Raw genomic sequence first — 11,987 nt, forward strand, 5'->3', positions numbered from 1 at the left:
GCCACCCACTTATGTACGCGACCGAAGTGCAGCGTCTCACCACCGCACCGCCATGGCGGCACGCACCCTGATTCTTCCTGGCCGGGCCGCTGGTTGCGAACCCGGTGACGAATCGGGGTGTCTCGTGCCGAATACGGTCATCTCATCGCAGTGGTGCCGGACCGCGAACGCGTCACCGCCGCAGCACCGCGAACGACGCCCCCTGATTGTCGGTGACGACGGCCACGCGTCCGTACGACGTCTCGAAGGGCGGGACCTGGACCCGGCCGCCGAGCCGTTGCACGGCCCCGACGGTGTCGTCCAGGTCCGTGACCCGGAAGTGGGTGAGGAAGTGCGGGGGCATCTCCGCCGGGAACACTTCGGACACGTCGGCGCGGCCGAAGTCGGGCTCGGCGCCGGAGCCGAACAGGGCCTCGTGGAAGAGCTCGCCGTAGAAGGTGTTCGCGGCGGCGGTGTCCCGGGTGTACAGCTCGGCCCAGACGAAGGTGCCCGGCTCGTACCGCCGCTCGAAGCCCGGGTGGGTGCCGGCCTGCCACAGGCCGAAGACCGCCCCGTCCGGGTCGGTGGCCAGGGCGGCGACCCCGAGGCCGGCCACCGGGAACGGGGCCATCACCACCTGGCCCCCGGCCGCGGTGATCCGCCGGCCGAGCGCCGCGGCGTCCGGGGTGGCGAAGGAGACCGTCCAGACCGTGGGCATGCGGCCGTCCGTCTTGGGGGCCAGCGAGGCGACCAGGTCGCCGTCCAGCCGGGCCCACACCGAGGAGCCGAACGCCTCCTCGAAGGTCCACCCGAAGAGCTCACCGTAGAACCGCTTGCCCGCCTCGACGTCGGGAAGCTCGGCGTCCACCCAGCAGGGAGCGCCCTCCGCGTACACCGGTGCCCTGTTTTCGGCCATGGGGTCAAAGTAACCGCGTCGCACGCACCCCGCAGACCAGCCACACCACTGCGAACACCCCCGTGCACCCCATTTGCAGTCGGCCGAATCGCGCTCTCATCCCCCCTCGGTAAGCTGACGACATGACAGGACAAGTGCGTACCGTCGACGGCCGCGTGGCCGGCCGGCGTGGGCAGGCGACCCGGCAGAAGCTGCTCGACTGCCTCAGCGAGATGCTCAGCTCCTCCCCCTACCGGGACGTCAAGGTCATCGATGTCGCCCGGAAGGCGGGCACTTCGCCCGCGACCTTCTACCAGTACTTCCCGGACGTCGAGGGCGCCGTCCTGGAGATCGCCGAGCAAATGGCCACCGAGGGCGCCGGGTTGACCGAGCTGCTGGAGGGGCGCACCTGGGCCGGCAAGGCGGGGTGGCAGACCGCGCAGGAACTGGTCGACGGGTTCCTGGAGTTCTGGCGGAGGAACGACGCGATCCTGCGTGTGGTGGACCTCGGGGCGGCCGAGGGGGACAAACGGTTCTACAAGATCCGCATGAAGATCCTGAACTCGGTGAACAACTCCCTCGCGCAGTCCATCACCGAACTGCAGGCCAAGGGCCGCATCGACAAGGACGTGAACCCGGCGGCGATCGCCGGCTCGCTGGTCGCGATGCTCGCGGCGGTGGCCTCGCACCAGAAGGGCTTCTCCTCCTGGGGCGTCAAGCAGGCCGAGCTCAAGCCCAACCTGGCGCTGCTGGTCCACCTCGGCGTGACGGGCAAGAAGCCGACGAAGTAGCGGACGGCCCCATTTTCCAGGTCCCAAGTCCTGTCTGGCAGGCGGTGGTTCACCCGTGGTGAGCCACCGCCTGCTTCACTGTGCGGGCAGCGCCCGGTCCCGCACCACGTGCTTCATCACCAGCGTCGAGGTCAGCCGCTGCACGCCCGGCAGGGTGGCGAGCCGGTCGTCGTACAGCCGCTGGAAGGCGGCGAGGTCGGCGGTGGCCACCCGCAGCAGGTAGTCCGGCTCGCCGAACAGCCGCTGGGCGTCCAGCACGTGGTCCAGCTCGCCGACCGCCCGCTCGAACTCCGCGACCGTGTCCCGGTCCTCCTGCCGCATGGAGACGAAGACCAGCGCCTCGAAGTTCAGGCCGAGCGCGGCCGCGTCCACCACCGCCCGGTAGCCCTGGATGGCGCCGGACCGCTCCAGCTCGCGCAGCCGCCGGTGGCAGGGCGAGACGCTCAGGCGCACCCGGGCGGCCAGCTCGGTCACGGTCAGTCGCCCGTCCTGCTGCAGCTCGGCAAGGATTTTCCGGTCCACGTCGTCCATGAGGAAGATTCTCCCTCACAAGCCGCGATCACGAGCAAACTTCGGGAACACTTTCGGGCCATTCACGCCTAATGTCCCCGGTATGAACTCCGGACTGCTCCTCTCCTTCCTCGCCGTGGACCTGCTGCTGGTGTGCGTGCCGGGCGCGGACTGGGCGTACGTCATCGCGGCCGCCCTGCGCGGGCGTCCGGTGCCGCGCGCGGTGGCGGGCCTGGTCTGCGGGTACGCCCTGCACACGGTGCTGGCGGCGGCGGGCCTCGCGGTCCTGGTGGCGGGCTCGCCCCGGCTGCTGACGGCGCTGACGGTGGCGGGCGCCGGGTACCTGCTGTGGCTCGGCTGGGGGGTGCTGCGCCGCCCGGCCGTCCCGGGGGCGGCCCGTCAGGCGGCGGACGACGACGGCCGCCTCTTCCTGCGGGGTGCCACCATCAGCGGGCTGAACCCGAAGGGGCTGCTGCTCTACCTCTCGGTGCTGCCGCAGTTCCTCACCCTGCGCGGTGGCCACCTCCCGGTGCCCGTGCAGACGGCCGCCCTCGGCCTGCTCCACATGGCGTGCTGCGCGGCCGTCTACCTCACCGTGGGCCTGCTCGCCCGGGTTTTGCTTGCGGCCCGCCCGGCGGCGGCCCGCGCGGTCACCCGCACCTCGGGCGCCGCGATGCTCGGCATCGGCGCGTTCCTGCTGGTGGAGCGTCTCGCGACGCTGTGACGCTCACCCGGGGTCGAGCCGGAAGAGCCTGATCTCGCGCGCCACCCGCGCCTGGTAGGCGGCGTACGGCGGCCAGAACACCAGGAGTTCGCGCCAGACGGCGGCCCGTTCCGCGCCGGTGAGCAGCCGGGCCGTGACGGGGACGTCCCGCCCCTTCCAGCTGACGAAGGCGTCCGGGTGGGCGAGCAGGTTGTGGGTCCAGGCGGGATGCCCGGGCCGCCCGAAGTTGGAGCCGACCAGGACCCAGCCGCGGCCGTCCGCCGCGGGCATGCAGGCGAGCGGGGTCCTGCGGGGCAGTCCGCTGCGGGCGCCGGTGGAGGTGAGGATCACCCCGGGCAGCATCAGGGCGCTGAGCAGCACCCGGCCCCCGGTGAGCCGGTGCACGGCCCGGTCGAGCGCCGGGACCACGTGCGGGGCGACCTTCGCGAAGGCCCGGCCGGCGGACACCCGCTGCACGCACCGCACCGCGAGGCCGGGCATCAGACCGCCACCTCGCCGCGGCCGAACAGCCCGGCCCCGCCGAACAGCCCCGCCTCCTCGGCGGCCCGGTCCCGCAGCCGGTGCGCGGGGCCGAACAGCAGCTCGTCCCCGGCCGCCCGTTTGAAGTACAGGTGGGCCTCGTGCTCCCAGGTGAACCCGATCCCGCCGTGCAGCTGGATCGCCTCCCCGGCCGCGGAGCGCGCCGCCTCCAGCGCCTGCGCGAGCGCGAGCCGGCCCGCGCGCCGGCCGTGGGCGGCGGCCCAGGCCGCGTAGCACGCGGCCGAGCGCGCGGCCTGCACCCGCACGTAGACGTCCGCGAGCCGGTGCTTGACCGCCTGGAAGGAGCCGACCGGCCGCCCGAACTGCTCGCGCTGCCCGACGTACTCGACGGTCCGCTCCAGCGCCCGCCCCGCGGTGCCCACCGCCTCGGCGGCGAGCACGGTGGCCACGCCGTCGCCGAGGTCCGCGAGTGCCGTGAGCACGTCCGCGTCGTCGGTCCCCAGCAACCGGGCGGGTGTGTCGCGCAGTTGGACACGGCCCTGGGGCCGGGTGACGTCGAGCGCGGTCTGCCGCGCCCGCGCCAGCCCCTCGGCGTCTCCGTCGACCAGGAACAGCAGGGTCCGGGACCGCGTGAACCCCCCGGTGTGCGCGGGCACGAGGAGCAGGTGCGCGCTGTGCCCGTCGAGCACCTGGTCGGCCTGGCCGTACAGCCGCCAGCCGTCGCCGCCGCGCCGGGCCTGCACCCCGCCGGCCCGCCCTCCACCTGCCCAGGGGCCGTCGTTGCCGCCGGTCAGGGCGAGGGCGGTGGCGAGGGCGGGGCCGGGGACGGCGAGGGCCGCGGTGCGGACGCCGGCGGCGAGCGGGGGCAGCAGTGCGGCGCGCTGCGCCTCGGTGCCGAGGGCGAGGACCAGCGGGGCGGCGAGGACGGAGGTGGCCAGCAGCGGTGAGGGGGCCAGCGCGCGTCCGGTCTCCTCACAGGCGAGGGCGAGTTCGGTGACCGAGCAGCCGACACCGCCGTAGCCCTCCGGGACGGCGAGCCCGGGCAGGCCGAGCCGGCCGGCCAGGGCGGACCACAGGGCGGGGTCGTACCCGGCCGGGCTGTCGGCGGCGGCCCGCAGTTCGGCGCCGCCGCAGCGCTTGCGCAGCAGCTCGCGCAGGGTGCGGCGGATCTCGTCCTGCTCGGCGGTGAGGCGGGTGTCCATGGCTGATCCGATCCCTCCGGCCCGATGCACCCTGAACTGACGGACCGTCATGTTAGGCCCGCCGGGCGGGGAAACCCAGGGGCGCGACACCTGCCGCGCTCCGGCTCATCTGATGTACCGTCAGATTCATGAAGCCCGGGAACCGGAAGGTCGCCGTGGCCGGGGTGGCCCTCTCCGACTGCGGCCGCGTGGACGACGCGACCCCGTACGCCCTGCACGCCCAGGCGGCCCGCCGGGCCCTGGCCGACGCGGGTCTGGACCGCGCCCTGGTGGACGGCTTCGCGTCGGCCGGCCTCGGCACGCTGGCACCGGTGGAGGTGGCCGAGTACCTGGGCCTTCGCCCCACCTGGGTGGACTCCACCTCCGTCGGGGGCTCGACCTGGGAGGTCATGGCGGCGCACGCGGCGGACGCGATAGCGGCCGGCCACGCCGAGGCCGTCCTGCTGGTCTACGGGTCGACGGCGCGGGCGGACATCAGGGCGGGCCGCCGGACGGGCGAGCTGTCCTTCGGGGCGCGCGGCCCGCTCCAGTTCGAGGTCCCGTACGGCCACACGCTGATCGCCAAGTACGCGATGGCGGCCCGCCGGCACATGATCGAGCACGGCACCACGATCGAGCAGCTCGCGCAGGTGGCGGTGCAGGCCCGGGCCAACGCCGCCCTCAACCCGGAGGCGATGTACCGCGACCCCGTCACCGTGGACGACGTGCTGGGCGGCCCGCTGATCGCCGACCCGTTCACCAAGCTGCACTGCTGTCTGCGCTCGGACGGCGGCGCGGCGGTCCTGCTGGTGGCCGAGGAGTACGCGCGGGACTGCCGCGCGCGGCCGGTGTGGATCCTCGGCACCGGGGAGCACGTCTCGCACGCCGCCATGTCCGAGTGGCCGGACTTCACGGTCTCCCCGGCGGCCGTCAGCGGCCGGCTGGCCTTCGGCCGGGCCGGGGTGCGCCCCGCCGACATGGACTTCGCCGAGATCTACGACGCCTTCACCTACATGACCCTGGTGACCCTGGAGGACCTGGGCTTCTGCGCCAAGGGCGAGGGCGGGGCGTTCGTGGAGAAGGGGCGGTTGCTGGTGCGCGGCGGGGAGCTGCCGGTGAACACGGACGGCGGCGGCCTGTCCGCCCAGCACCCGGGCATGCGCGGCCTCTTCCTGCTGGTGGAGGCGGTACGGCAGCTGCGGGGCGAGGCCGGCGAGCGCCAGGTCCGCGCCCGGGACGGCGGCCCGCCACGCCTCGGCGTGGCCTCCGGAACGGGCGGCTGGTTCTGCTCCTCGGCGACGGTGGTACTGGGCCGGGACTGACGAGCAGCGTGACGGGTCGGCGGGCGCGGCGGCGTGCCTTCCGGGCGGGTGGTGCGCCGCCCGGGGCGATACTCGCCCCATGGCACAAAAGGATCTCCACGACATGCTGCGGTCCCTGCGGGTGTGGGCACCCGGAGTGACGGAACTGCGGCCCTTCGACCCGGACAAGGCCCCGCCGGCCCCGCTGCACCTGTTCACCACCTGGTTCGCCGAGGCGGTCGAGGCGGGCCAGCCGGAGCCGCACACCATGTCGCTGGCCACGACGGACGCGGACGGCCGGCCGGACGCCCGGATCGTGATGCTGCACGGCGCCGACGCGGACGGCTGGTCCTTCGCGAGTCACGCCACGAGCCGCAAGGGCCGGGACCTGACCGCCCGCCCGTACGCCGCCCTGGTCTTCTACTGGCCGGTGCTGGGCCGCCAGGTGCGGGTGCGGGGCACGGTGGCGGCGGCGCCGTCCCCGGAGAGCCAGGCGGACCTGCACGCGCGCTCGACGGGGGCGCTGGCGGCCGCGCTCACGGGACGGCAGAGCGAGGAACTGGCCTCGCTGGAGGAGCTGCGCGAGGTGTCGCTGGCCGCCTGGGAACGGGCCCGGGACAACCCGGCGGAGCCGTCCCCCACCTGGACCCTGTACCGGCTGCGCCCCGATGCGGTGGAGTTCTTCCAGGGCGAACCGGAGCGCCGGCACGTCCGGCTGGAGTACCGGCGCACCGAGTTCGGCTGGAGCAGGCGGCTGCTGTGGCCGTGACGGGCGCGGCTCAGCGGCCGGGCGCGAACACCGGCACGCCGTCCCGGAACGTGACCCGCAGGGCCATGCCGGCCACCGCGTCCTCCCCCGCGCACCCCACCAGCTCGGTCATCATCCGCGGCCCCTCGGCGAGATCCACCACCGCCGCCACGTAGGGGGTGCGGCCGCCGAAGGGCGGGAGGTCGTTGCGGTGGACGGTGGACCAGGTGTAGAGCACCGCCCGGCCGCTCGCCTCCTCCCAGGCCACCTCGGCGCTCCAGCAGTGCGGGCAGAACTCACGGGGGTAGTGGTGGGCCCGGCCGCAGTCCCGGCAGCGGCGGATCAGCAGGCGGCCGGCGGCGGCCGCCTCCCAGTAGGGGCGGGTGAAGGCGTCGGCCCCGGGGACGCCGGAGCCGTCCGCGCTCATCCGAACCACCCCAGCACCGCGTCCAGCGACCAGGTCTGCCAGGCCATGGCGAAGAACCCGACCAGCGAGATCAGCGCCATCATGGAGTTCTGGCCCTGCTCCGCCCAGTCGTGGATCATCAGCACGAAGTAGAGGACGTTCAGGACCAGGCCGCCCAGCAGGGCCACCGGGGTCAGGAAGCCGAGGACCAGGCCGAGGCCGAGGGCGAGTTCGGCGTAGGCCACGACGTACGCCATCAGCTTCGGCCGCGGCCTCACCACTCGCTCGAAGCCCGTCCGCACCGGGGCCCAGCGGTGCTCCGCGGCCACGTCCGCCGCCCAGGCGATGCCCGTCCCGCGCTCGAACCACGCCTTCTTGTCCTTGTGCCGCCAGCTCTCCAGCCACCACAGGCCGAGCCCCATCCGCAGCACCGCGAGCCACTCCGCGCCGTCGAGCCAGATCGCGTCCATGGCATCTGACGGTACGTCAGATCCGTGGGATTGCCGAGGGGTCGCGACGCCGCTCTTCACCGTGCGCGCGCCGTTCCCGTACACCCGTGATCAATCCGCAACCAATTCCGGTCTTGACCGAGACCCATCAACGGAGTGCGTGATTACGCTCGCGCTCATGGCCGACTCCCGTCCCTCCTCCGTGCACCTCTCCCCGACCCCCGCCGACCGCCCCGTCTACGTCATCGGCGCGGGCCCCGGCGGGCTGGCGGCCGCCCACGCGCTGCGGTCCCGGGGCATACGGGCGGTGGTCCTGGAGAAGTCCGACCAGGTGGGTTCCTCCTGGCGACGGCACTACGACCGGCTGCACCTGCACACCACCCGCCGGCTGTCCGCCCTGCCGGGCCTCAGGATGCCCCGCAGGTTCGGGCGCTGGGTGTCCCGGGACGACGTGGTGCGGTACCTGGAGAAATACGCCGAGCACCACGAGCTGGAGATCGTCACCGGGGTCGAGGTGTTCCGGATCGAGCGGTCGGCGGACGGCGCGGGCTGGCTGCTGCACGCCTCCGGGGGCCGGGAGCTGACCGGCAGCGCGGTGGTGGTCGCCACCGGCTACAACCACACCCCGCGGGTGCCCGACTGGCCGGGCTTCGACGGCTTCGGCGGGGACTTCACCCACGCCGCCCACTACCGCAACGCCGAGCCCTACGCGGGCCGGGACGTGCTCGTCGTCGGCGTCGGCAACACCGGCGCCGAGATAGCCGTGGACCTGGTGGAGGGCGGGGCCGCCCGGGTGCGGCTCGCGGTACGCACCGCCCCGCACATCGTGCGCCGCTCGACCGCCGGCTGGGCCGCCCAGTACACGGGCGTGCTGGTGCGGCGGCTGCCGGTGCGGCTCGTCGACCGGCTCGCCCGGCCGCTCGCCCGGATCAGCACCCCGGACCTGTCCGCGCACGGGCTGGCGCGCCCGGAGACCGGGCTGTACAGCAGGGTGCGGGAGGGTGCCATCCCGGTCCAGGACGTCGGCCTCATCGACGCCGTCCGCAAGGGGAAGGTGGAGGTCGTGGCCGCCGTCGAGGGCTTCGAGGACGGGAAGGTGGCCCTCGCCGACGGGAGCCGGATCTCGCCGGACGCGGTGATCGCGGCCACCGGGTACGTCCGGGCGCTGGAAGGACTGGTCGGGCACCTGGAGGTGCTGGACGGCCGCGGCAGGCCGGTGGTGCACGGGCCGCGCACCCCGGCGAACGCGCCCGGCCTGTACTTCACCGGGTTCACCAACCCGATCAGCGGCATGTTCCGCGAGCTGGCGATCGACGCGGAACGGATCGCCGGAGCGGTGGCCCGCGCGCTGGCCTAGCCTCCACAACTTTCCCGCTCACGACCCATTCCTGACGCTCTGTCAGTTCAGTAATCTGACAGAGCGTCAGTTATGGGCGCCTGTCATGGCTGTCACACAGGAGCGGGCGGACCGATGCTTGGATCAACCCACGGCACCCTCACCACCGACTCCCGCCGGGCCCGGGTCATCGCCTGCGGCGAGCAGCGGCCCGGACCCGCCGTCCACGGCCGGGCCGATTCCCCGGACGGCGCGGCGGACGGCGCCGACGTCGACGTCAGCGGGCGGCCGCTGTCCGCCGCCGTACCGGACCTGGCGCGGCTCTTCCGGCCCGAGTCGGTCGCCGTGATCGGCGCCTCGGACACCGAGGGCCGGCCGAACACCGGGATCACCCGGCAACTGCTGGACTGGGCCGGGCGGGTCGGGGCCCGGGTGCATCCGGTGCACCCCACGCGGCCGTCCGTGTTCGGCGTCCCCTGCCACGCCCGTGTCGCCGACCTGCCCGAACCGGTCGACCTGGCCGTCCTGCTGGTGGCGGACCCGCTGCCGGTCGTCGAGGAACTCGCCGAGGCCAAGGTCAGGTTCGCCGTCGCCTTCGCCTCCGGGTTCGCCGAGACCGGCGCGGCGGGGGCCGAGGCGCAGGAACGGCTCGCGGAGGCGGTGCGGCGCTCGGGACTGCGGCTGCTCGGGCCGAACACCAACCTGAACGCCTTCGAGCGGTTCCGGGAGGACCTGGACGGACCCGCCATCGCGCTCATCACCCAGTCGGGGCACCAGGGCAGGCCGGTCTTCGCCCTGCAGGAGCTGGGCATCCGGCTCTCCCACTGGGCGCCCACCGGCAACGAGGCCGACCTGGAGACCGCCGACTTCGTCTCCTGGTTCGCCGAGCGGCCCGAGGTCGGCGCCATCGCCTGCTACGTGGAGGGCCTGAAGGACGGCCGGGCCTTCCTGCTGGCCGCCGACCGCGCCGCCCGCCGCGGGGTGCCGGTGGTGGCGGTGAAGGTGGGCCGCACGGAGGCCGGGGCGCGCACGGCCGCCTCCCACACGGGCAAGCTCACCGGCGCCGACGAGGTGGTGGACGCGGCCATGCGGCAGTACGGCGTGATCCGCGTGGACGGACTCGACGAACTCCAGGACACCGCGGCCCTGCTGGCCCGGGCCCGGGCGCCGCTGGCCGACGGGGTCGCCGTCTGCTCCATCTCCGGCGGCACCGGCGCGCACGTCGCCGACCTGGCCGCCGGGCACGGACTGCGGCTGCCGCGGCTGTCCGCCGAGAAACAGGCCGAGCTGCACCAGTGGATACCCGGGTACCTGGACGTGGCCAACCCGGTGGACACCGGCGGGCACCCGGTCGGTGACGCGCGCGGCCGCCGGATCATCGACGCGATCCTCGCCGACCCGCAGGTGGGCGTGCTGATCTGCCCGGTGACCGGGCCCTTCCCGCCGCTCAGCGACCGGCTGGTGCGCGACCTGGTCGAGGCCGCCGAGGAGACGGACAAGCTGGTCTGCGTGGTGTGGGGGTCGCCGGTCGGCACCGAGCCGGCGTACCGGGAGGTGCTGCTCGGCTCCTCCCGGGTGGCCACCTTCCGGACCGTGGGCAACTGCCTGGGGGCCGTGCGGGCGTGGCTCGACCACCACCGCTTCGCCGACGGCTACCGCTCCCCCTTCGACGAGGCACCGCGCACCCCCTCCCCCTCCTTCCGCAAGGCCGAGGCCCTGATGCGGCCCGGCCAGCAGCTCAGCGAGCACGGCGCCAAGCAGCTGCTGCGCGCCTACGGCATCCGGGTGCCGCGCGAGCAGCTCGTGACCAGCGCGGCGGCGGCCGTGCGGGCGGCCGGGCAGGTCGGCTACCCGGTGGTGATGAAGGCGTCCGGCGCCCGGATCGCCCACAAGACCGAACTGGGCCTGGTGAAGATCGGCCTGACCTCGGCCAGCCAGGTCCGGGACGCCTACCGCGAGCTGACCGACATCGCCCGCTACGAAGGCGTCCCGCTGGACGGCGTCCTGGTGTGCCAGATGGTCGAGCAGGGCGTGGAGATGGTCGTCGGGGTGACCCACGACGAGCTGTTCGGGCCGACCGTGACGGTGGGGCTCGGCGGGGTGCTGGTGGAGGTGCTGCGCGACGCGGCCGTACGGGTGCCGCCGTTCGGCGAGGAGCAGGCCCGGGACATGCTCGCCGAGCTGCGCGGACGGGCCCTGCTGGACGGTGTGCGGGGGCGGCCGCCCGCCGACCTCGACGCCCTCGTGGAGGTCGTCCTGCGGGTCCAGCGCATGGCGCTCGAACTGGGCGGGCGGATCGCCGAGCTGGACGTCAACCCGCTGCTGGTGCTGCCCCGCGGGCAGGGCGCGGTGGCGCTGGACGCGCTGGTGGTGTGCCGGTGAGCGCGCCCCTGCGGCAGGAGGTCCGTGACGGCGTCTCGTACGTCACCCTGGACCGGCCCGAGGCCCTCAACGCCCTCACGCCCGCACTGCGGGACCGGCTGATCGAGCTGCTGGCTCAGGCGTCGGCGGATCCGGACGTCCGGGCCGTCGTCCTGACCGGCACCGGGCGCGGCTTCTGCGCGGGCGCGGACCTCAGCGGGGGCGCGGGCGGCGGGGAACGCGTGCCGGGGGACGTGGCCCGCACCCTGCGGCTCGGCGCCCAGCGGCTGGTCGCCGCCGTGCTCGACTGCGAGAAACCGGTGATCGCGGCCGTGAACGGCACGGCGGCCGGGCTCGGCGCCCATCTGGCGTTCGCCTGCGACCTGGTGCTGGCCGCCGAGTCGGCGCGGTTCGTCGAGGTGTTCGTCCGGCGCGGTCTCGTCCCGGACGGCGGCGGCGCCTATCTGCTGCCCCGGCTGATCGGCCCGCAGCGCACCAAGGAGCTGATGTTCTTCGGCGACGCGGTCACGGCGGCGGACGCGCGGCACCTCGGACTGGTCAACCGGGTGGTGCCGGACGGCGAGCTGGAGAAGACCGCCCGGGAGTGGGCGGCCCGGCTGGCCACCGGCCCGACCCGGGCGCTGGCGATGGCCAAGCAGCTGGTGAACGCCTCCCTGGACGGCGACCGCGCCGGCGCCTTCGCGGCGGAGGCGGCCGCCCAGGAGATCAACCTGACGACCCGGGACGCCCAGGAGGGCCTGCGGGCGTTCACGGAGCGGCGGGCGGCCGGGTTCCGGGGCCGCTGAGCTTCCGCCCGGCCCTTCCC

13 protein-coding genes are annotated in these 11,987 nt (G+C 74.4%); 7 read left to right on the forward strand and 6 right to left on the reverse strand.

Annotation, left to right across the window (positions count from 1 at the left end; all coding sequences use genetic code 11):
• Positions 1-172: 172 nt before the first annotated feature.
• Complete coding sequence (locus tag B446_RS16955) at positions 173-895, reverse strand: VOC family protein (RefSeq protein ID WP_193384467.1); 723 nt, start codon at positions 893-895, stop codon at positions 173-175.
• A 134-nt stretch (positions 896-1,029) separates the two neighbouring features.
• On the opposite strand from B446_RS16955, the gene B446_RS16960 reads away from it, so the two are divergent.
• A complete protein-coding gene (locus B446_RS16960) occupies positions 1,030-1,665 on the forward strand; it encodes a TetR family transcriptional regulator (RefSeq protein WP_043475805.1) in 636 nt (211 codons plus the stop codon).
• 75 nt (positions 1,666-1,740) lie between these two features.
• Here the strand turns inward: B446_RS16960 and B446_RS16965 are convergent, their stop codons facing one another.
• Positions 1,741-2,196, reverse strand: a complete 456-nt coding sequence (locus B446_RS16965) for an Lrp/AsnC family transcriptional regulator (RefSeq protein ID WP_020940677.1) — start codon at positions 2,194-2,196, stop codon at positions 1,741-1,743.
• Positions 2,197-2,278: 82 nt separating this feature from the next.
• Between B446_RS16965 and B446_RS16970 the strand changes: the two genes are divergently transcribed.
• A complete protein-coding gene (locus tag B446_RS16970; RefSeq protein WP_020940678.1) occupies positions 2,279-2,899 on the forward strand; it encodes a LysE family translocator in 621 nt (206 codons plus the stop codon).
• 3 nt (positions 2,900-2,902) lie between these two features.
• On the opposite strand, the gene B446_RS16975 is transcribed toward B446_RS16970, so the two are convergent.
• Both B446_RS16975 and B446_RS16980 read right to left on the reverse strand, forming a co-directional pair.
• On the reverse strand, positions 2,903-3,379 hold the full coding sequence (locus tag B446_RS16975; protein WP_020940679.1) for a nitroreductase family deazaflavin-dependent oxidoreductase: 477 nt from the start codon (positions 3,377-3,379) through the stop codon (positions 2,903-2,905).
• A complete protein-coding gene (locus B446_RS16980) occupies positions 3,379-4,581 on the reverse strand; it encodes an acyl-CoA dehydrogenase family protein (protein WP_020940680.1) in 1,203 nt (400 codons plus the stop codon). Before B446_RS16980 ends, B446_RS16975 begins: the two co-directional genes overlap by 1 nt.
• Before the next feature lie 128 nt (positions 4,582-4,709).
• Between B446_RS16980 and B446_RS16985 the strand changes: the two genes are divergently transcribed.
• Together B446_RS16985 and B446_RS16990 are read left to right on the forward strand one after the other, a co-directional pair.
• Positions 4,710-5,882: a thiolase C-terminal domain-containing protein gene (locus B446_RS16985; protein WP_020940681.1), complete on the forward strand. Its 1,173-nt coding sequence runs from the start codon at positions 4,710-4,712 to the stop codon at positions 5,880-5,882.
• 79 nt (positions 5,883-5,961) lie between these two features.
• Positions 5,962-6,630 (forward strand): pyridoxine/pyridoxamine 5'-phosphate oxidase, encoded by a 669-nt coding sequence (locus B446_RS16990; protein ID WP_043475808.1) that lies wholly within the window; start codon positions 5,962-5,964, stop codon positions 6,628-6,630.
• A 10-nt stretch (positions 6,631-6,640) separates the two neighbouring features.
• Here the strand turns inward: B446_RS16990 and B446_RS16995 are convergent, their stop codons facing one another.
• Positions 6,641-7,036 (reverse strand): Zn-ribbon domain-containing OB-fold protein, encoded by a 396-nt coding sequence (locus B446_RS16995; RefSeq protein ID WP_020940683.1) that lies wholly within the window; start codon positions 7,034-7,036, stop codon positions 6,641-6,643.
• Entirely contained in the window at positions 7,033-7,485 is a 453-nt protein-coding gene (locus tag B446_RS17000; protein WP_020940684.1) for a DoxX family membrane protein, read from the reverse strand. Before B446_RS17000 ends, B446_RS16995 begins: the two co-directional genes overlap by 4 nt.
• A gap of 157 nt (positions 7,486-7,642) precedes the next feature.
• On the opposite strand from B446_RS17000, the gene B446_RS17005 reads away from it, so the two are divergent.
• The 3 genes from B446_RS17005 (at position 7,643) to B446_RS17015 (ending at position 11,967) form a co-directional block, all read left to right on the forward strand.
• Positions 7,643-8,821, forward strand: coding sequence for a flavin-containing monooxygenase (locus B446_RS17005; protein ID WP_020940685.1), 1,179 nt, complete (start codon positions 7,643-7,645; stop codon positions 8,819-8,821).
• A 114-nt stretch (positions 8,822-8,935) separates the two neighbouring features.
• Complete coding sequence (locus B446_RS17010; protein ID WP_020940686.1) at positions 8,936-11,182, forward strand: acetate--CoA ligase family protein; 2,247 nt, start codon at positions 8,936-8,938, stop codon at positions 11,180-11,182.
• Positions 11,173-11,967: an enoyl-CoA hydratase/isomerase family protein gene (locus tag B446_RS17015; RefSeq protein ID WP_020940687.1), complete on the forward strand. Its 795-nt coding sequence runs from the start codon at positions 11,173-11,175 to the stop codon at positions 11,965-11,967. Before B446_RS17010 ends, B446_RS17015 begins: the two co-directional genes overlap by 10 nt.
• Positions 11,968-11,987: the final 20 nt, after the last annotated feature.

This window comes from Streptomyces collinus Tu 365 (assembly GCF_000444875.1).
In the GTDB taxonomy this organism is placed as follows: domain Bacteria; phylum Actinomycetota; class Actinomycetes; order Streptomycetales; family Streptomycetaceae; genus Streptomyces; species Streptomyces collinus_A.

Excerpts from the sequence above, each read along its gene's own strand:
- B446_RS16955 (WP_193384467.1), bottom strand. The coding sequence starts at position 895 with ATGGCCGAAAACAGGGCACCGGTGTACGCGGAGGGCGCTCCCTGCTGG.
- B446_RS16965 (WP_020940677.1), bottom strand. The coding sequence starts at position 2,196 with ATGGACGACGTGGACCGGAAAATCCTTGCCGAGCTGCAGCAGGACGGG.
- B446_RS16970 (WP_020940678.1), top strand. The coding sequence starts at position 2,279 with ATGAACTCCGGACTGCTCCTCTCCTTCCTCGCCGTGGACCTGCTGCTG.
- B446_RS16975 (WP_020940679.1), bottom strand. The coding sequence starts at position 3,379 with ATGCCCGGCCTCGCGGTGCGGTGCGTGCAGCGGGTGTCCGCCGGCCGG.
- B446_RS16980 (WP_020940680.1), bottom strand. The coding sequence starts at position 4,581 with ATGGACACCCGCCTCACCGCCGAGCAGGACGAGATCCGCCGCACCCTG.
- B446_RS16985 (WP_020940681.1), top strand. The coding sequence starts at position 4,710 with ATGAAGCCCGGGAACCGGAAGGTCGCCGTGGCCGGGGTGGCCCTCTCC.
- B446_RS16990 (WP_043475808.1), top strand. The coding sequence starts at position 5,962 with ATGGCACAAAAGGATCTCCACGACATGCTGCGGTCCCTGCGGGTGTGG.
- B446_RS16995 (WP_020940683.1), bottom strand. The coding sequence starts at position 7,036 with ATGAGCGCGGACGGCTCCGGCGTCCCCGGGGCCGACGCCTTCACCCGC.
- B446_RS17000 (WP_020940684.1), bottom strand. The coding sequence starts at position 7,485 with ATGGACGCGATCTGGCTCGACGGCGCGGAGTGGCTCGCGGTGCTGCGG.
- B446_RS17005 (WP_020940685.1), top strand. The coding sequence starts at position 7,643 with ATGGCCGACTCCCGTCCCTCCTCCGTGCACCTCTCCCCGACCCCCGCC.
- B446_RS17010 (WP_020940686.1), top strand. The coding sequence starts at position 8,936 with ATGCTTGGATCAACCCACGGCACCCTCACCACCGACTCCCGCCGGGCC.